We start from the raw sequence: 16,634 nt of genomic DNA, 5'->3' as shown, positions 1-16,634 counted from the left end.
GGTCAGTTCTCCTTGAACGGGAAGCCGAGGTGACGAAGGAGGGCACGACCCTCGTCGTCGTTGGTCGCCGTGGTGACCACGGTGATGTCCATGCCCCGGACCCGGTCGATCTTGTCCTGGTCGATCTCGTGGAACATGACCTGCTCCGTGAGACCGAAGGTGTAGTTGCCACGGCCGTCGAACTGCTTGGGCGACAGGCCGCGGAAGTCACGGATACGCGGCAGCGCGAGCGACAGCGTACGGTCCAGGAACTCCCACATGCGGTCACCGCGGAGGGTGACGTGGCAGCCGATCGGCTGCCCCTCGCGCAGCTTGAACTGCGCGATCGACTTGCGGGCCTTGGTCACGGCCGGCTTCTGGCCGGTGATCGTGGTGAGGTCCTTGATGGCACCCTCGATCAGCTTGGAGTCGCGGGCGGCGTCGCCCACACCCATGTTGACCACGATCTTGACGAGACCGGGGACCTGCATGACGTTCTCCAGGGAGAACTCCTCACGCAGCTTGCCGGCGATCTCCTCGCGGTAGCGCAGCTTCAGACGCGGCGCGGTTGTGGTCGTCATCAGATGTCCTCACCGGTCCGCTTGGCAACGCGGATCTTGTTGCCCTCGTCGTCAAAGCGGTAGCCGACGCGGGTGACGACCTTCTTGCCGTCCTTCTCCACGACCAGCTGAACGTTGCTGATGTGGACAGGGGCTTCGGTCGTCACGATGCCGCCGGTCTGCGAACCACGCGCGGTCTGGCCGGCCTTGGTGTGCTTCTTGACCCGGTTGACACCCTCGACGAGAACACGGTCCTGCGTGGGGTAGGCCACAATGACCTTGCCCTGCTTGCCCTTGTCCTTACCGGTGATGACCTGAACCAGGTCGCCCTTCTTGATCTTCATGCTTACAGCACCTCCGGCGCGAGCGAGATGATCTTCATGAACTTCTTCTCGCGCAGCTCACGGCCCACCGGGCCGAAGATACGGGTGCCACGAGGGTCGCCGTCGTTCTTCAGAATGACGGCGGCGTTCTCGTCGAAGCGGATGTACGAGCCGTCCTGGCGGCGGCGCTCCTTCACGGTGCGAACGATGACCGCCTTGATGACGTCACCCTTCTTCACGTTGCCACCGGGGATCGCGTCCTTGACGGTGGCGACGATGACGTCACCGATGCCCGCGTAGCGGCGACCCGAGCCACCGAGAACACGGATGCAAAGGATCTCCTTGGCACCAGTGTTGTCGGCGACACGCAGTCGCGACTCCTGCTGGATCACGTCTATCTCCTGATCGTCTGCCGGTTCCCGGCGGGGTCCGTCACCTGCGTACGGACCCCACCGAGCCTGGCGGAACTACTCCTAGGGAATGCCCTCGGAGGGATTGCTGCGGCCTTGGTTACTTGGCCTTCTCAAGGATCTCGACGATGCGCCAACGCTTCGTCGCGGACAGCGGCCGGGTCTCCATGAGGAGGACACGGTCGCCGATCCCGGCGGCGTTCGCCTCGTCGTGCGCCTTGAGCTTGTTCGTACGGCGGATGACCTTGCCGTACAGCGCGTGCTTCACGCGGTCCTCGACAGCGACGACGACGGTCTTGTCCATCTTGTCGCTGACGACGAGACCCTCACGGGTCTTGCGGAAGCCGCGGTCGCTCTTCGCGGTCGTCTCAGTCACGTTGCTCTCAGTCATCAGGCGCTCTCCACCGTCTCGATGCCCAGCTCGCGCTCACGCATCAGGGTGTAGATCCGCGCGATGTCCTTCCGGACCAGCTTCAGCCGGCCGTGGTTCTCAAGCTGACCGGTCGCCGCCTGGAAGCGGAGGTTGAACAGCTCTTCCTTGGCCTCGCGGAGCTTGTCGACAAGCTCCTCGTTGCCCAGTTCACGCAGCTCGGACGCCTTGGTAACGGCCGCCATCACGACTCACCTGCCTCGCGCCGAACGATGCGGCACTTCATCGGAAGCTTGTGGGCGGCGCGGGTGAGCGCCTCCTTGGCAACCTTCTCGTTCGGGTAGGACAGCTCGAACATCACCCGACCGGGCTTGACGTTCGCGATCCACCACTCGGGAGAACCCTTACCGGAACCCATGCGGGTCTCGGCGGGCTTCTTCGTCAGGGGACGGTCCGGGTAGATGTTGATCCAGACCTTGCCGCCACGCTTGATGTGACGGGTCATCGCGATACGAGCGGCCTCGATCTGACGGTTCGTCACGTATGCCGGGGTCAGCGCCTGGATGCCGTACTCGCCGAACGCAACCTGCGTGCCACCCTTGGACATTCCGCTGCGCTTCGGGTGGTGCTGCTTGCGGTGCTTGACCCTACGGGGGATCAGCATTTCGGTCAGGCCTCCGTTCCGCCGGTAGAAGTGGGCGCGGCCTCCGCGGCCGGAGCAGCCGTCGCGTCGGCCTTGGGGGCCTCCGCGCCGGGAGCCTGCTGCGGCTTGCGGCCACCGCGACCGCCACGCTCGCCACCGCGGCCACCGCGGCCGGCGGGACGGTCGTTGCCGCCACCACGGGCCGGACGGTTGCCCGCGCGCGCCGCGGCGTTCTCGGCGCGCACCTCGGCGATGTTCTTGACGTCGCCCTTGTAGATCCAGACCTTCACGCCGATACGGCCGAAGGTCGTCTTGGCCTCGAAGAAGCCGTAGTCGACGTTGGCACGGAGCGTGTGCAGGGGCACGCGGCCCTCGCGGTAGAACTCCGAGCGCGACATCTCGGCGCCGCCGAGGCGGCCACCGCACTGGATCTTGATGCCCTTGGCGCCGGCCTTCATCGTCGACTGCATGCTCTTACGCATGGCGCGACGGAAGGAGACACGCGAGGACAGCTGCTCGGCGACGGCCTGGGCCACCAGCTGAGCGTCCACCTCGGGGTTCTTGACCTCGAGGATGTTCAGCTGGACCTGCTTGCCGGTCAGCTTCTCCAGCTCGCCGCGGATGCGGTCGGCCTCGGCGCCACGGCGGCCGATGACGATGCCCGGACGTGCGGTGTGGATGTCCACGCGGACGCGGTCACGGGTGCGCTCGATCTCCACCTTGGAGATACCGGCACGCTCCATCCCCTTCGTCATCATGCGACGAATGGCGACGTCTTCCTTGACGTAGTCCTTGTACAGCTTGTCGGCGTACCAGCGGGACTTGAAGTCCGTGGTGATACCGAGCCGGAACCCATGCGGGTTAACCTTCTGGCCCATTACCGGGTTCCTTCCTTGCTGCTGACGACCACGGTGATGTGGCTGGTCCGCTTACGGATCCGGTAGGCGCGGCCCTGGGCACGCGGCCGGAACCGCTTCAGGGTCGGACCCTCGTCCACGTACGCCTCGCTGATGACCAGCGAAGTGGCGTCTGGGTGGTCGTAGTTGTGCGCGGCGTTGGCAATGGCGCTGTCCAGCACCTTGCCGACCGGCACGCTCGCGGCCTGCGGGGCGAAACGCAGGACCGCCTGAGCCTCCGTGGCATCCATGCCACGGATGAGGTCCACCACGCGGCGGGCCTTCATGGGCGTGACGCGGATGTACCGCGCCTGGGCCCTGGCTTCCATGGTTGTCCCTTCGGTGTAAGTCATAGTCGTTTCCACCCCGCCGTTAGCGGCGCTTCGACTTCCGGTCGTCCTTGACGTGGCCGCGGAAGGTGCGAGTCGGCGAGAACTCGCCGAGCTTGTGGCCGACCATCGACTCGGTGACGAACACCGGGACATGGATCTTGCCGTTGTGCACCGCGATGGTGTGGCCCAGCATTGCCGGGATGATCATCGAGCGACGGGACCAGGTCTTGATGACGTTCTTGGTGCCAGCTTCGTTCTGGACGTCCACCTTCTTGATGAGGTGGCCGTCGACGAAGGGCCCCTTCTTGAGACTGCGCGGCATCTAAACCCGCTCCTAGCGCTTCTTGTTCGTCTTGCGGCGGCGGACGATGTACTTGTTGCTCGCCTTCTTCGGCGAACGCGTACGACCTTCCTTCTGACCCCACGGGCTGACCGGGTGGCGACCACCTGAAGTCTTGCCCTCACCACCACCGTGCGGGTGGTCAACGGGGTTCATGGCGACACCGCGGACGGTCGGGCGGACGCCCTTCCAGCGCATACGGCCGGCCTTGCCCCAGTTGATGTTCGACTGCTCGGCGTTGCCGACCTCACCGATGGTGGCGCGGCAGCGGACGTCGACCAGCCGGATCTCTCCGGACGGCATACGAAGGTGGGCCATGGAGCCCTCCTTCGCCAGCAGCTGCACCGAAGTACCCGCGGAACGGGCGAACTTCGCGCCGCCGCCGGGACGCAGCTCGATGGCGTGGATGGTCGTACCGACCGGGATGTTGCGCAGCGCCAGGTTGTTGCCGGGCTTGATGTCGGCGGACGGGCCGTTCTCGACACGGCTGCCCTGCGTCAGGCCACGCGGCGCGAGAATGTAGCGCTTCTCACCGTCCGCGTAGTGCAGGAGCGCGATGCGCGCGGTGCGGTTCGGGTCGTACTCGATGTGCGCGACCTTGGCCGGCACGCCGTCCTTGTCGTGACGACGAAAATCAATCAAGCGAAATGCGCGCTTGTGTCCGCCGCCTTGGTGGCGAACGGTCACACGACCGGCGTTGTTACGGCCGCCCTTGCTGTGCAGGGGGCGGACCAGCGACTTCTCCGGCGTGGACCGCGTGATCTCTACAAAGTCGGCGACGCTGGAGCCACGACGGCCCGGGGTCGTCGGCTTGTACTTGCGGATACCCATTTCTCAGTCCTCGGAATATTCCGGACTTCGATTCGAACCGACTCCCGTTAGGAAGTCGGGCCGCCGAAGATGTCGATACGGTCGCCCTCGGCGAGGGTCACGATGGCGCGCTTGGTGTCGGCGCGCTTGCCGAAACCGGTGCGGGTGCGCTTGCGCTTGCCCTGCCGGTTGATCGTGTTGACCCCGGTGACCTTGACCGAGAAGACCGCCTCGACGGCCTGCTTGATCTGGGTCTTGTTGGAGCCGGGCGCGACGATGAACGTGTACTTGTTCTCGTCGAGCAGCGCGTAGCTCTTCTCGGACACCACGGGCTTGACGAGAACGTCACGCGGGTCCGTGTAGGTCTTGCTGGTGATCTCGGCCATCAGGCTTCGCTCCCCTCGGTCTCGGCAGTCTGTCGCGCAGCCCCGCCGGACACGAAGGACTCGAAGGCGGCCTTGGTGAAGACCACGTCGTCGGAGACAAGCACGTCGTACGTGTTGAGCTGTCCCGGGTCCAGCAGGTGGACCTCGGGGAGGTTGCGCGCGGACAGCCACGCGGCCTCGTCGCTCCGCTCGACGACCAGGAGCACGTGCTTGCGCTCACTGACCTTGCCGAGCAGGGTCTTGGCGGCCTTGGTGGACGCCGCGCCCTCGACCACGTCGGAGACGACGTGGATACGAGCGTTGCGGGCCCGGTCCGAGAGGGCCCCGCGCAGGGCGGCGACCTTCATCTTCTTCGGGGTCCGCTGCGAGTAGTCACGCGGGGTGGGGCCGTGTACGACGCCACCGCCGGCGAACTGCGGCGCACGGGTCGAACCCTGACGGGCGCGGCCGGTGCCCTTCTGGCGGTAAGGCTTCTTGCCACCACCACGGACCTCGCCACGGCGCTTGACCTTGTGCGTGCCCTGACGGGCGGCGGCCAGCTGCGCGACGACGACCTGGTGGATCAGCGGGATGCTGACCTTGGCGTCGAAGATCTCGGCCGGGAGCTCAACGGTCCCGGACTTGTCGCCCGAGGGCGACATGATGTCGATGGTGCTCATGTCTTCAGGCCCCCTTCGCCGCGGTGCGGACCAGGACGAGGCCGCCGTTCGGACCGGGGACCGCGCCCTTGATGAGGAGCAGGCCCTTCTCCGCGTCAACGGCGTGAACGGTCAGGTTCTGGGTGGTGACCCGCTCGTTGCCCATGCGACCCGCCATGCGGAGGCCCTTGAACACACGGCCCGGGGTGGCACAGCCACCGATGGAGCCGGGAGAGCGGTGCTTGCGCTGGGTTCCGTGACCGGCGCCGAGGCCCTTGAAGTTGTGACGCTTCATGACACCGGCGAAGCCCTTGCCCTTGCTCTTGCCCGTGACGTCCACGCGGACGCCGGACTCGAACACAGCGGCGGTGACCTCCTGGCCGAGCGTGTACTCGGACGCGTCGGAGGTGCGGAGCTCCACCAGGTGGCGGCGGGGGGTCACGTCGGCCTTGGCGAAGTGACCCTTGAGGGGCTTGTTCACCTTGCGCGGGTCGATCTCGCCGAAGGCGATCTGGACCGACTCGTAGCCGTCGGAGTCATTCGTACGGACCTGGGTTACAACGCAGGGTCCGGCCTTGACCACGGTCACCGGGACGACACGGTTGTTCTCGTCCCAGACCTGGGTCATGCCGAGCTTCTCGCCCAGGACACCCTTGATCTGCTTTGCCATCTCTTCCGCGCCTCTCAGAGCTTGATCTCGATGTCGACGCCGGCCGGAAGGTCCAGGCGCATCAACGAGTCAACGGTCTTGGGCGTCGGGTCGAGGATGTCGATCAGGCGCTTGTGCGTGCGCATCTCGAAGTGCTCGCGCGAGTCCTTGTACTTGTGCGGCGACTTGATGACGCAGTACACGTTCTTCTCAGTGGGCAGCGGCACCGGGCCCGCGACCGACGCACCAGTGCGAGTCACCGTCTCGACGATCTTCTTCGCCGAAGAGTCGATGACCTCGTGGTCGTAGGCCTTGAGCCGGATGCGGATCTTCTGTCCCGCCATGGCTACTCAGTAGTCCTGTTCTCTCGAAACGCTCTGGCGCCCGGAGGTGCGCACTGCTGTCTCCGACCCACGCGGTCGGGCGTGTCGCATTCCCTCTACATAGAAATTCCCGAAGGATTTCCCTGCCAAGGGGTGCGGCCCCGAAGACCACGGGACCGGGGACGATCGCCCACCGGGTGCCTGGCCGGTACCCCGCTGACACTTCCCAGAAGATTCCCGTACGTCCGCCCCAGCGCTGCCGTGAGAGGCAGATGGGACGACGAGTACTGTGGGACTCGCTTCCGGTCCTCCCGACGGGAGGCGCGCAGCATCGGCACTCAACCGAGCAACCTGTGCAGTGTGCCATATGCCCCGGAGCCCTGGCCAATCGCGGCCGGAGAGCGTACCCCACGGGGTGAGAGACGAACCGTACGGCTGACGCCGTGGCGCGTGTGCGATCCGACCGGAGTCCCCCGAACAGGAGGACACTGGTACATGGAGGTGCATCATGCGCAAAGTAGTCGATTGCCGAGATATGCCGAGCGAGACGAACTGCACCCTCGCCATCACGGGCGAGGAGGACGAGGTGGTCCGCGCCGCGAGTGAGCACGCGGCCTCGGTGCACGGCCACGAGAACACGGCGGAACTGCGGGCGCAGATCCGGTCCAACCTGAAGGACGAGATGCCGCAGCACGCGTGACGCTCGGCGCTGCGCGGTACGGGTGCCGGATGCCGTCGGCGCCCTGCCCCGTCCCGTAGACACCGACTGTCAGTGCCATGCCCCACCATGGGCCCTCGGAACAGCACTTCACGCCCGAGAAGGAGACCGTGGTGGATGCGATCAGGGCGCTTGCCGATCCCGATCTGCGGGAGGCGGCGCGGGACAGGCTGGCCGCGCTGGGGAGCGCGGCGGTGGGACCGCTGCTCGACGAGTTGCTGAGCGCGGACCCGGCCGTCCCGCACGGGCAGATCGAGTTCGTGCTGGCCCAGCGGATCGGGCCGGTCGCCTTCGACGCGGTGCAGGCGGCGCTGGCCGCCGCCGAGGACGACGAGTCGCGTCGCCGCGTCAGTCGCGTCTTCACCTCGTTCCGCGCGGTCGACCACTACGTCGAGGCGCTGTCGCACCCGTCCGCCGAGGTGCGGAATTCGGCCGCGTACGGGATCCAGTGCGCCTGCTCGGTGGCGTTCGGCCGGGATCCGGCGCCCGGTGTGGACTACGGCGTGGTGATCGACGCGTTGGTTCCCCTGCTCGCGGACCCGGCCCCGCAGGTCGCCCAGCGCGCCGAGTGGGTGCTGACGATGCTGGGTCCCGGTGTCGTGGAACGTATGCGTGACATACGCGCGCAGGGGCCGGCGCGTCTGCGGGCACGCGCGCTGACCGTCCTCGCCTCGGTCGGCGGCGAGGAGGCGCTGTCGGCGGCGGACCGTGCCGCCGTGGAGCGGCTGATCCGTATCAAGACGGCCGACGAGCCGGCCCAGCCCCTCGACACCTGCTTCACGTCCTGGATAGCCGTCCCCACCGACGATCAGCGGGGCGTCGCGGAGCTGCTCGGCCTGTACGAGATCCGGCCCGCGACCTTCGGGCTGGGGCTGAGCGTGGGAGTGCACGACAGCCACGACGGCGCCGAACACGGCAGGGTCTACGTCACTCCGGAGGTCGACGGATGGACGCTGGTCCTCGGCCCCTGGTGCAACCCCGGCGATCCGGAACGCGCGGCGGACGTGCTGCGCGTCGTCACCGAGTTGAGCCGGCGCTACGGGCGGGCCCAGGCGTACTTCTTCGGTGAGCAGGGCGGCGGATCGAGCTGGCTCGTCGCCGAGGGCGGCGATGTCGTACGGCGCTTCCGCGCGTCCTGGAGCAAGGACGACGAGCGGTACACGCTGGGCGAGCCGCTGCCCGAGGAGCGCGCCGCCTGCCTGGAGGAGAACGTCATCCCGGTGGGGGACGAGGGGGCCGACGAGGAGGAGTGGGCGGACCTCGCCGCGTACCTCTCACCGCAGCTCGCGGGTCAACTGGGCGTCAGCCCGCTGGACTTGGGCCCGCACACGACGGTGCGCGGCGTCGGAGCGGTGGCGCTCACCCCGTACGCGCGCGAACACGGGCGGCCTTGCACGGGCGCGTACGCCATCTGATGGCCGCACACGGGATGCGGCACTGCGAGACGACCGCTCTTGGCGTGCTGCTGCGGCACGAGGGAATCGACCTGTCCGAGCCCATGCTGTTCGGGCTCGGCTCCGGGCTGTCCTTCGTCTACTGGGACAGCAAGGCGATGGGCTTCCCCTTCCTCGGCGGCCGGGTCAAGCCCTTCGAGCTGACCAGGAACCTGGCCGCGACACTCGGGCTTGAGCTGCTGGTCGAGGAGACCACCTCCGCGCGCAAGGCATGGCGGAACGTGGCCGCGCCCGTCGACGCCGGCCGGCCGGTCGGCCTTCAGCTCGACAGCTACCACCTGGACTACTTCAGCACCAAGGTGCACTTCGGCGGGCACGTCGTGGCCATGTACGGCTACGACGACGAGGACGCCCACCTGGTGGACACCGCCGCGCAGGGCGGAGCGGTCACGACGAGCCTCGCCGCCCTGGCCAGGGCGAGGGCGGAGCGCGGCCCCATGACAGCCAGGCACCGCTCCTTCACTCTCACGGCGCCCGGCGGCCGACCGTCACCGCGGGAGCGGATCATCCCCGCGATCAGGATCTGCGCGGAAGCCTTTCTGAACCCGCCCATCGCGAATCTGGGCCACCGGGGCATCGAGAAGACCGCGAAGCAGGTGCCGCGGTGGCTGGGGCGCACCGACAATCCTCGGGAGGACCTGACACGCGCCGCCGTCCTCATGGAGAAGGCCGGCACCGGCGGCGCCCTGTTCCGCAATCTCTACCGGGACTTCCTCGCCGAGTCTCTCCAGCTGATCGACAGCGGCCATCTGCGCACCGGCCAGGGCCTGTACGCGGAGGCCGCCGCGCTCTGGACGGAGGTGGCCGCGCTTGTGACGACAGCCGGTGAATCCGGCGACGACCGACACCTCGTGCGGGCCGGCGCCGTCCTCCACGAACTCTCGCGCGTCGAGCGTGAGGCGATGCGGGCGCTCAGCAAGCTTTGAGCGGCGTCCGGCGGAACTTGACGCACGAAGATCTCGTGACCGTGGTCAAGTCCCGTACGCCCGCCCCCGGTGGACCTCAGCTGGTGACGGCGATGACGGTTCCCATGGAGACCGCCACCATGGTCCGCAGGACCGCCGAGTTCACGGCCTCCGCGCCCCAACTGGCCTGCTCCAGCTCCTTCGCACGCTTGTAGACCTGGCCGGACCACGGGATGGCCGGGTGCAGGCTCGGCAGCGTCCCGCTCGCGGACAGCAGGCCGATCAGCGCCGTCGTACGGGTGTCGGGCTCCGCGCCGTCGATGAGGACGGCGCGGGCCTTCTCCACGAGGGCCTTCTTGTGGCCGGTGTCCGCGGCCGTCGTCGCGGTCGTACGGAACAGTCCCAGCGTCTTCCTGCTCTCCCGGCGCAGCATGCCCCGCTCGACCAGCCGATCGAGCACGGTCTCACGCAACTCCGTGCCGATCTCGATGAGGAGGGTCTGCACACCTCGCTTGCGCCGGGCGATCTGCTCATGGGCGTCCCGGAGCAGCGGATCCGCCGGCGGATTTCCGGGGACGGCGTGCACCTTCAGTCCGCTCAGCCCGCTGTCGTTCTCGTCGACCGTGACGTATCCGCCGAGGCCCAGCTCTACGAGAACGGCGCCGCCCAGGGTGTAGTACAGCGTGCCGGAGCCCGCGATCGCTCCCGACTTGTCGTCGAACATCAGCAGCATCAGGTCTTCGACGACGAGCGTCTCGTTCTGCATGATCTCTTCCAACCGTTGACGTCGGGGAGGGCCGTCAGGAGCGGGCCCTGTGGCCAAGCTAGGGCGGATCGGCGGGTGACGGCAGGGCGGCACGTCATCACTGTTCATGACAGATGTCATGAACAGTGACGGCTCAGGCCGCCGGACCAGGTCGCGCGTGGCGGCCGTTCGGTCGCCGGACCGCCCGTCGGCCCCTGCCGCGTTGGACAAGGAGCGTCGGCCGACGCAACCTGAATGGGGGGAATCGCCGCCGCTTGGGAAGAGGGGTCTTCATGACCGACATTCCTCTCGCCGGTCCGGAGAATTCACCGCAGGCCGTATCCGATGAGCAGCCGCTCCTCATTCTCGCGGCAGACCACAGAAACAGTCTTGAATCGGGTCTGTACGGGCTCACCCGGCCGCCCGACCCGGCGCAGGCGGCCCGAATCTCCGCCGACAAGTTGCTGATCTACCAGGCACTGCTGGACGCCGCCGAAGAGCTGCCGGAGACCGTACAGCCGGGAATTCTCATCGACGAACAGTACGGCGCCGGTGTCATCGAACTCGCGGGCAGATCGGGCGGCGCGGTCGATCTGTCGGTACCGGTCGAGGCCAGCGGCAGTGAATGGTTCGAGTTCGCCTATGGCGGCCGGTGGCGGCGCCACGCGGAATTCTTTCCCGCCGATCACGCGAAAGTCCTCGTGCGCGACAATCCGGGGTTCGACGCGGACCGGCGGGCACAGCAGGCCAGGGATCTGGCCGAGGTCTCTTCGTGGGCGGCGGACGCCGGCCGGCCGCTGATCCTGGAACTCCTCGTACCGGCGAGCGACGACGACAAGCGGGCCGTCGGCGACGACACCGCCCGCTACGACGCCGCCCGCTACGACGCCGAGCGCAGGCCGGGGCTCACGGTCGAGGTGATCGAATACCTCCAGGACCGGGGTGTGGAGCCCGCGATCTGGAAGATCGAGGGACTGGAGCGCCACGAGGACAGCGTGGCCGTGCTCGCCGCGGCCCAGCGCGACGGGCGGTCGGCGAGGTGCATCGTTCTGGGGCGCCACGCGACACACGGCCAACTCGATCACTGGCTGGCGGTCGCGGCGCCCGTCCCCGGCTTCGTCGGCTTCGCGATCGGCCGCAGCATCTGGTGGGACGCCCTGCACGCGCACCTGCGCCACGGGTCGACCGGCAAGGAGACGCGTCGCCGAATCACGGGCCAGTACCTCGACTTCGCCCGGTACTACCTGAAGGCCCGCGGTACACCGTGGCGCGGTTCACAGTCGCCCGCTCGGCGACGTGCGCCAGGGTGATCGTGTCGGGTTCGTGCTCGGCGGCCGGCTCCAGCGCCGCCTTCTTCAGCAGCGCGCGGGTGCGCGGCACCCGGGGGTCGACACGGTTGGCACTGGCGTCTGCGGCCAGCTCGGGCATCCCGTCAGCGTAAGTCGGTGCGCCGTCAGGCCAGGGTCGGTACGTCTCCGCCCCGCGCCCACGCGACAGCCACGTCCCGCAGCCCCCGTCCCCACGGCTCCACGATCGTCGCGAGCGCCGCCGCGTCCGGCGGGTCCTCGCCGAGGCCGATCGCGTACCGCACGCCCGCGCCCTCCGTCGCGTACGGCCGTGGCCAGGCGTGCGCGTCCCGCACCCCGGCCGCTTCGAGCGCGGTGAGCAGCGCCCGTACGCGGCCCCGGAACCGGCCCAGGGTGTCGGGGTGCCGCGTGTCCACGGTCACCACCGCCCAGGCGGCGTGGCGGCGGTGCATGGGCGGTGGTGCGGCCAGTTCCCAGGCCGCGTACAACTCCCGTACCAGCAGGTCGCGTTGACCGGGGCCGACCTGGTCCGTGCAGCTGCGGACCGGGGCGGTCGGGGTCAGTACGGTGACGGGGGCGGCGGCAGGAACGGCCGCCGGCGCGGCGCCGGCGCGGAGGGAGACCGGTACACGCCAGTCCCACGCCGCCCATGTGCCGAAGAAGTGCCTCAGCAGTTCCTCCCGCCCCAGCGGGCCGGCCTCCGCGACCGTGCGCGCCGCCAGGACCGCCCAGGCCAGGCCGGGCAGCCCGCCGAACGGCGCCGAGTCCAGCCCCCGCGCCGCCGCCCAGCTCTTCACGTCCCTCGCCAGCGCGGCGAAGGCGTCGTGGCGCTCGCCGACCGCGTCACGTATCGCCGCCGCGTCGCTCACCGCGCTCAGCGCGACGGCAGCCGCCTCGCCCAGCTCGGCACGACGGTCCACGGCCTGCGTCGGCGGCAACGAACCGCTCGCGACCACGGCCAGATCGACCCCCGACTCGCCCGTCGTGAAACGGAGTCCGGGCACGCGCGCGCCCACCACCTCCCGGAGCTGAGACGCGGGCAGCGCGGCGCCCACCCGGCGCCGTAGCTCGCCCATGTCCACCGTCGCGCCCGGCAGCGCCGCCACCAGGTCCAGGTCGGCTCCTGGGACCGCGCAGCCCATGCGGCGGGAGCCCACGGTGTGCACGACACCGTCGGGCAGCGTCCGGGCGAGTGTCCCGGCGATCGATCGCGCGGCCTCGTCGGCATGAAGAGTCGAAGAGTCCGGGGACGGGGTGTCCTCCGGCAGCCAGCTGACCTCCCCGGTCCCGAGCGCCACCGTCGCCCGTACGCGCATCGGCTCGTCGCCCCTGCGCGACAGCAGCGCCAACTCCCCCACCGTGGCGGTCACTTCGCCGAGCCGTGCCTCGATCCCCGCCGCGACCCGCTGCGGGTCACGGCTCCGCCCCAGCGTCAGATGCGGCGTGAAGCCCTCAGCCCGCCGCCCACCGCAGCGCGGGAAGCGCCGTTCCAGCTCCTCCCGAAGCCCCGCCCAGGGACCCTCACCACCCGCCGCCGGGTCGAGCCAGAGCGTGGCGTCCTCTCGGTGCCCGAACGTGTGGACCCCGGCCAGCCGCGCCGTGAAAGGCGCGGTCTCGGCGGCGGCAGCGGCGACGAGCGGGGCAGCGCGCTCGAAGTCGGACTCCGGGACGAAGCCGAACAGCAGATTCACGTGCGGCGGCCAGCGGTCCACCTGCGGGTCGTGCTCGCGGCGTACGGCCTGGAGGGGAGCCCACAGCTCGCGGGGCGGTATCCAGGCGACAGCCGTACGAGCGGTGGCAGGCACGTCGAGAACGTCCGCGGGAGTCTCCGCCGCCCCGAGGGCGACCTCCGCCTCCACTCCGTAGTGGTCGGAGATGAAGAGTCCGCTCGGGTCCGGCGTATCGCCCCGCAGCGCCGCCCCGGTGACCGCCACCCCGCTCCCCCGCACCAGCACCCGGTCCAGCCGCCCGGCCCGGCCCGTCAGCGAGGCCACCGCCGCCAGCGGATTGGCGACGGGATCGAATGTGGGCGTCGAGTCCTCGGAGCCGTAAACCTCGCTCCAGGCGTCACGCAGCCCGAGCGCGGCGGCCGGTCCCTCGCGCCCGCCGGCGCCGTCGTTGAAGTCCCCCAGCAGGATCACATCGGCGTCAATGCCGCCCAACCCCTCGGCGAGGGAGGCGAGTTCGGCACGGCGCCGGGCCGGGCCGTCCTTGGAGTGGTCGCTGCTCAGGTGGGTGGCGGCCACGACGAGCGGCCCGGCGGCGGTCTCCACCGTGAGCGCGGTGACGGCCTTGTGCGAGCCGAGGACATGGTGCCCCGCCTCGCGTACCGGCAGCCGGCTGAGGAGCAGCAGCCCGTCGTCGTCCACGCCGCGCCCGCCGGGGTCGCCGCCGATGGTGTAACTCGCCCGCACCCAGGGCGCGTTGAGCAGCATCGTCAGCAGCTCGCGCTCGACCTCCTGGAGGGCGATGACGTCGGCGTCCGACTCCCTGAGGGCGTCGAGCAGCATGGGGCGCCGCGCGGCGGTGTGGACGCGGTCGCTGTCGTAGCGGTCCCAGAGGGTGTTCCAGGTCAGGACGCGGACGCGCAGCGAGTCGGCGGGTGAAGTCGACGGCCCGCCCTGCGCCGGGCGCCAGCCCTCGGAGCCGTACGCGTAAGCCGTCCGCGCCGTGAAGAACGGCGCCCGCAGCAGCCGGGGTTGGCGTACCCGCCCCGCGTCCGTGGCGTCGATACGGTCGACGCCGGTCGCCCGGTCCCACACGACCTCGCCGTCCGCCTCGACGAACAGCACACGGTGCCACGGGATGTCGCCGCCGGGCACGAACGCGGGCAGCGGGATCCGCCCCGGGGTCGTACCGCGCCGGCTGACGCCGAGGACGAAGCGCGCGGGATCGAAGCGCGGGTCCCAGCGCACCTGGTGGTAGAGCTGGTCGCTGGTCCGCATCAGAACTCCCCTGCCACGCTGTCCATGTCCTCGATGCCGCCGCCTGCCCCCACGTACCACGTCCGGTGCGCGTCCCCCGGATACGGCGGTACGAAGCGGCGCAGCTGTCCCGCGAGTACGTCGGGCGGCACCGGATGGGGTCGGGCGCCGTTACGACGCACCAGCTCCGGCTCGTCGACGAGCAGCACGGCGTACGTGACGAAGGCGTCGCGCCGCCGCGCCAACGCCCCGACGAGCGACCGCTGTTGACGGTTGAGGGAGGTGGCGTCCCACACCACCGCCCCGCCGCCCGCGAGAGCCCGGTCGAGCCGGTCGAGACCGTCCCGCAGGACATCCTCGTTGGCGCGCTGGTCGGCGCGCGCACCCCGGGACTCCCGCAGTTCGTCGAGCGAGACCCGCGTCCCGATCCCGGTCAGTCCTGCGGCGAAGGTGCTCTTCCCGCTCCCCGAAGGACCGACGAGTTGAATCAGCGACGGGAAGTCCCCGGACCGCCACCGCCAGGTCGCGGCCACCGCCTCCTCGACGGTGGTGAGCCGCCCGGCGACCCAGAGGTCCCGCGCCTGCGCCCAGCACCGTTCGACGGCCTCTTCGCCCAGCCCGTCGAGCGCGGTACGCAGCCCCTCCCGCAGCGCCCGCAACGGCTCCGGGCCCAGCAGCCCGGCCTCCTCGGCGATCAGCGCCGACCACTCGACCCGCTCCCGCGACGCCTCGTCCGCCACCGCGCCGGCGACGGCGTGCAGCACCCCCAGATCGGCGGCGAGCGCCATCCGCGCCAGCCCGCCCCGGCGCTCGTCGTCGGGAAAGGGCCGGCCCAACGCCCCGTGCAGACCCACCAGATCCGCGACCCGGCGCGCCTGCGCCATCCCGAGCGGCCCGGCGAGCGCGCCCGCGAGCCGCCCGCGCGGCACATCGTGGCACAGCGCCGCGAACACCCCACTCAGCCGGTCGTCCCCGTACCGCCCACCGGCGTCGAGCCGCCCGACAACTTCCCCGACGGCCCGCTCGTCCCCCGCCACACCCACCGCGCGCGCCACGGCCCCGGCGTCCACCGGGCCCCCCGACCGCACGTCCCACAGCGCGGCACCCGCCCCGAGCCCGTTCTCCACGACGGCGGCGTGCATCCAGTGCGTATCGGTCTGTACGTGGTGCGGCCGGACCCACTTGGCGAGCCGCCGCCCGAACTCCTCGCGTACGAAACCCTCGACGGTCCGTACGACATAGCCCTCCTGCCGCGAGGGGTCCAACGTCAGCCTCCGCAGGGCCCGTTCGTCGAACACCCCGCGCCACAGCACACGCGGCACGGGAATCCCCAGCCCCCGCAGCACCCGCACGGTCTCGTCCCAGCCGAGACACCACTCGCCGTCCCACACGGAGAACCCGTAGAACCAGCTCTCCAACTCCTCGTACGCGATCGAGTGCCGGGCGTACATGTTCTCCCCGCACACCCGCGTCCCGGCCGGAATCCTCGCCCCGATCCGCCCTTGGAGCGCCTTGACCCAGCCCCGCGACGGATGATGCCCGGAATCCAGCGACCGGGCGTGCAGCCCGTCGCGGTACAGGGTGGTGTTCTCGCCGTCCATCTTCTCGGTGACGACAACTTCCCGCCCCCGCAGCCCGCCCAGATCCCCGCCCCGCACATCGTCGGAACCAACCCCGGGCGACCACGGCACATGCACGGTCCGCGGATACGCCGTACGCATCGCCCTGCTCCCCCGTCGCCCCGTAACCACTCGCCCGTCAACCCTAGAAGCGCCCCGCGACACGACGCACTCGATTTACGGGGCACCCGGGCCCGCCCCCGCACACGAAATGCCCCGCACGCGAAAGGGCCCCGCCCCAGCTCGAAAGCTGGTGCGGGGCCCCTGCGTTGACACGGTTGCTCGTTGTGGAGCTACCAGGTC

21 protein-coding genes are annotated in these 16,634 nt (G+C 69.7%); 4 read left to right on the top strand and 17 right to left on the bottom strand.

The features are described 5' to 3' along the window. Positions 1-2: 2 nt before the first annotated feature. The 14 genes from rplE to rpsJ all read right to left on the bottom strand — a co-directional run bounded on the left by rplE (position 3) and on the right by rpsJ (position 6,680). Positions 3-560, bottom strand: coding sequence for a 50S ribosomal protein L5 (gene rplE / locus ACFYNU_RS18050; protein WP_023539334.1), 558 nt, complete (start codon positions 558-560; stop codon positions 3-5). Further along, positions 560-883 carry a 50S ribosomal protein L24 gene (rplX, locus tag ACFYNU_RS18045; RefSeq protein WP_023539335.1) on the bottom strand — a complete coding sequence of 108 codons (324 nt, stop codon included), beginning with the start codon at positions 881-883 and terminating at the stop codon, positions 560-562. The genes rplE and rplX overlap by 1 nt, the downstream gene beginning before the upstream one ends. A gap of 2 nt (positions 884-885) precedes the next feature. Next, positions 886-1,254, bottom strand: a complete 369-nt coding sequence (gene rplN / locus ACFYNU_RS18040; RefSeq protein ID WP_023539336.1) for a 50S ribosomal protein L14 — start codon at positions 1,252-1,254, stop codon at positions 886-888. A gap of 118 nt (positions 1,255-1,372) precedes the next feature. After that, positions 1,373-1,663, bottom strand: a complete 291-nt coding sequence (gene rpsQ / locus ACFYNU_RS18035; protein WP_356586774.1) for a 30S ribosomal protein S17 — start codon at positions 1,661-1,663, stop codon at positions 1,373-1,375. Then, on the bottom strand, positions 1,663-1,887 hold the full coding sequence (gene rpmC, locus ACFYNU_RS18030) for a 50S ribosomal protein L29 (RefSeq protein ID WP_031230018.1): 225 nt from the start codon (positions 1,885-1,887) through the stop codon (positions 1,663-1,665). Before rpmC ends, rpsQ begins: the two co-directional genes overlap by 1 nt. After that, entirely contained in the window at positions 1,887-2,306 is a 420-nt protein-coding gene (gene rplP, locus ACFYNU_RS18025) for a 50S ribosomal protein L16 (protein ID WP_023539339.1), read from the bottom strand. The genes rpmC and rplP overlap by 1 nt, the downstream gene beginning before the upstream one ends. Positions 2,307-2,311: 5 nt before the next feature. Next, the gene (rpsC, locus tag ACFYNU_RS18020; protein WP_356586771.1) at positions 2,312-3,163 is read right to left on the bottom strand and encodes a 30S ribosomal protein S3; all 852 of its coding nucleotides are present in this window, start codon (positions 3,161-3,163) and stop codon (positions 2,312-2,314) included. Next, positions 3,163-3,510 carry a 50S ribosomal protein L22 gene (rplV, locus tag ACFYNU_RS18015; RefSeq protein WP_147874529.1) on the bottom strand — a complete coding sequence of 116 codons (348 nt, stop codon included), beginning with the start codon at positions 3,508-3,510 and terminating at the stop codon, positions 3,163-3,165. Before rplV ends, rpsC begins: the two co-directional genes overlap by 1 nt. Positions 3,511-3,553: 43 nt before the next feature. Next, positions 3,554-3,835, bottom strand: a complete 282-nt coding sequence (gene rpsS / locus ACFYNU_RS18010) for a 30S ribosomal protein S19 (RefSeq protein WP_023539342.1) — start codon at positions 3,833-3,835, stop codon at positions 3,554-3,556. Between the two features lie 12 nt (positions 3,836-3,847). After that, the gene (gene rplB, locus ACFYNU_RS18005) at positions 3,848-4,684 is read right to left on the bottom strand and encodes a 50S ribosomal protein L2 (RefSeq protein WP_023539343.1); all 837 of its coding nucleotides are present in this window, start codon (positions 4,682-4,684) and stop codon (positions 3,848-3,850) included. 47 nt (positions 4,685-4,731) lie between these two features. Next, entirely contained in the window at positions 4,732-5,049 is a 318-nt protein-coding gene (gene rplW, locus ACFYNU_RS18000) for a 50S ribosomal protein L23 (RefSeq protein WP_023539344.1), read from the bottom strand. Next, the gene (gene rplD, locus ACFYNU_RS17995) at positions 5,049-5,708 is read right to left on the bottom strand and encodes a 50S ribosomal protein L4 (RefSeq protein WP_023539345.1); all 660 of its coding nucleotides are present in this window, start codon (positions 5,706-5,708) and stop codon (positions 5,049-5,051) included. Before rplD ends, rplW begins: the two co-directional genes overlap by 1 nt. A 4-nt stretch (positions 5,709-5,712) precedes the next feature. Beyond that, positions 5,713-6,357 carry a 50S ribosomal protein L3 gene (rplC, locus tag ACFYNU_RS17990; protein ID WP_078075548.1) on the bottom strand — a complete coding sequence of 215 codons (645 nt, stop codon included), beginning with the start codon at positions 6,355-6,357 and terminating at the stop codon, positions 5,713-5,715. A gap of 14 nt (positions 6,358-6,371) precedes the next feature. Next, positions 6,372-6,680: a 30S ribosomal protein S10 gene (rpsJ, locus tag ACFYNU_RS17985; protein WP_003948644.1), complete on the bottom strand. Its 309-nt coding sequence runs from the start codon at positions 6,678-6,680 to the stop codon at positions 6,372-6,374. A 487-nt stretch (positions 6,681-7,167) separates the two neighbouring features. Between rpsJ and ACFYNU_RS17980 the strand changes: the two genes are divergently transcribed. The 3 genes from ACFYNU_RS17980 to ACFYNU_RS17970 all read left to right on the top strand — a co-directional run bounded on the left by ACFYNU_RS17980 (position 7,168) and on the right by ACFYNU_RS17970 (position 9,757). Further along, positions 7,168-7,359: a DUF1059 domain-containing protein gene (locus ACFYNU_RS17980; protein WP_078079541.1), complete on the top strand. Its 192-nt coding sequence runs from the start codon at positions 7,168-7,170 to the stop codon at positions 7,357-7,359. Positions 7,360-7,436: 77 nt separating this feature from the next. After that, complete coding sequence (locus tag ACFYNU_RS17975) at positions 7,437-8,792, top strand: hypothetical protein (protein WP_356586767.1); 1,356 nt, start codon at positions 7,437-7,439, stop codon at positions 8,790-8,792. Then, positions 8,792-9,757 carry a BtrH N-terminal domain-containing protein gene (locus tag ACFYNU_RS17970; protein WP_356586996.1) on the top strand — a complete coding sequence of 322 codons (966 nt, stop codon included), beginning with the start codon at positions 8,792-8,794 and terminating at the stop codon, positions 9,755-9,757. Before ACFYNU_RS17975 ends, ACFYNU_RS17970 begins: the two co-directional genes overlap by 1 nt. A 76-nt stretch (positions 9,758-9,833) precedes the next feature. Here ACFYNU_RS17970 and ACFYNU_RS17965 read toward each other — a convergent pair whose 3' ends face one another. Further along, positions 9,834-10,502: a GPP34 family phosphoprotein gene (locus ACFYNU_RS17965; RefSeq protein WP_356586765.1), complete on the bottom strand. Its 669-nt coding sequence runs from the start codon at positions 10,500-10,502 to the stop codon at positions 9,834-9,836. A 272-nt stretch (positions 10,503-10,774) separates the two neighbouring features. Here ACFYNU_RS17965 and ACFYNU_RS17960 point away from each other — a divergent pair, with 272 nt between their 5' ends. Further along, positions 10,775-11,791, top strand: coding sequence for a 2-deoxy-5-keto-D-gluconate 6-phosphate aldolase domain-containing protein (locus tag ACFYNU_RS17960; RefSeq protein WP_356586763.1), 1,017 nt, complete (start codon positions 10,775-10,777; stop codon positions 11,789-11,791). 143 nt (positions 11,792-11,934) lie between these two features. Here the strand turns inward: ACFYNU_RS17960 and ACFYNU_RS17955 are convergent, their stop codons facing one another. Both ACFYNU_RS17955 and ACFYNU_RS17950 read right to left on the bottom strand, forming a co-directional pair. Beyond that, positions 11,935-14,733 (bottom strand): poly(A) polymerase, encoded by a 2,799-nt coding sequence (locus ACFYNU_RS17955; protein ID WP_356586761.1) that lies wholly within the window; start codon positions 14,731-14,733, stop codon positions 11,935-11,937. Next, positions 14,733-16,433, bottom strand: coding sequence for an RNA ligase family protein (locus tag ACFYNU_RS17950; RefSeq protein WP_356586759.1), 1,701 nt, complete (start codon positions 16,431-16,433; stop codon positions 14,733-14,735). Before ACFYNU_RS17950 ends, ACFYNU_RS17955 begins: the two co-directional genes overlap by 1 nt. Positions 16,434-16,634: the final 201 nt, after the last annotated feature.

Source organism: Streptomyces sp. NPDC006643, assembly GCF_042870175.1.
Classification (GTDB): domain Bacteria; phylum Actinomycetota; class Actinomycetes; order Streptomycetales; family Streptomycetaceae; genus Streptomyces.
Note: the sequence above shows the minus strand (reverse complement) of the source record. Positions and strands in the feature narration are given on the sequence as shown.

Coding starts and splice junctions, on each gene's coding strand:
- rplE (WP_023539334.1), bottom strand. CDS start 560: ATGACGACCACAACCGCGCCGCGTCTGAAGCTGCGCTACCGCGAGGAG.
- rplX (WP_023539335.1), bottom strand. CDS start 883: ATGAAGATCAAGAAGGGCGACCTGGTTCAGGTCATCACCGGTAAGGAC.
- rpsQ (WP_356586774.1), bottom strand. CDS start 1,663: ATGACTGAGAGCAACGTGACTGAGACGACCGCGAAGAGCGACCGCGGC.
- rpmC (WP_031230018.1), bottom strand. CDS start 1,887: ATGGCGGCCGTTACCAAGGCGTCCGAGCTGCGTGAACTGGGCAACGAG.
- rplP (WP_023539339.1), bottom strand. CDS start 2,306: ATGCTGATCCCCCGTAGGGTCAAGCACCGCAAGCAGCACCACCCGAAG.
- rpsC (WP_356586771.1), bottom strand. CDS start 3,163: ATGGGCCAGAAGGTTAACCCGCATGGGTTCCGGCTCGGTATCACCACG.
- rplV (WP_147874529.1), bottom strand. CDS start 3,510: ATGGAAGCCAGGGCCCAGGCGCGGTACATCCGCGTCACGCCCATGAAG.
- rpsS (WP_023539342.1), bottom strand. CDS start 3,835: ATGCCGCGCAGTCTCAAGAAGGGGCCCTTCGTCGACGGCCACCTCATC.
- rplB (WP_023539343.1), bottom strand. CDS start 4,684: ATGGGTATCCGCAAGTACAAGCCGACGACCCCGGGCCGTCGTGGCTCC.
- rplW (WP_023539344.1), bottom strand. CDS start 5,049: ATGGCCGAGATCACCAGCAAGACCTACACGGACCCGCGTGACGTTCTC.
- rplD (WP_023539345.1), bottom strand. CDS start 5,708: ATGAGCACCATCGACATCATGTCGCCCTCGGGCGACAAGTCCGGGACC.
- rplC (WP_078075548.1), bottom strand. CDS start 6,357: ATGGCAAAGCAGATCAAGGGTGTCCTGGGCGAGAAGCTCGGCATGACC.
- rpsJ (WP_003948644.1), bottom strand. CDS start 6,680: ATGGCGGGACAGAAGATCCGCATCCGGCTCAAGGCCTACGACCACGAG.
- ACFYNU_RS17980 (WP_078079541.1), top strand. CDS start 7,168: ATGCGCAAAGTAGTCGATTGCCGAGATATGCCGAGCGAGACGAACTGC.
- ACFYNU_RS17975 (WP_356586767.1), top strand. CDS start 7,437: ATGCCCCACCATGGGCCCTCGGAACAGCACTTCACGCCCGAGAAGGAG.
- ACFYNU_RS17970 (WP_356586996.1), top strand. CDS start 8,792: ATGGCCGCACACGGGATGCGGCACTGCGAGACGACCGCTCTTGGCGTG.
- ACFYNU_RS17965 (WP_356586765.1), bottom strand. CDS start 10,502: ATGCAGAACGAGACGCTCGTCGTCGAAGACCTGATGCTGCTGATGTTC.
- ACFYNU_RS17960 (WP_356586763.1), top strand. CDS start 10,775: ATGACCGACATTCCTCTCGCCGGTCCGGAGAATTCACCGCAGGCCGTA.
- ACFYNU_RS17955 (WP_356586761.1), bottom strand. CDS start 14,733: ATGCGGACCAGCGACCAGCTCTACCACCAGGTGCGCTGGGACCCGCGC.
- ACFYNU_RS17950 (WP_356586759.1), bottom strand. CDS start 16,433: ATGCGTACGGCGTATCCGCGGACCGTGCATGTGCCGTGGTCGCCCGGG.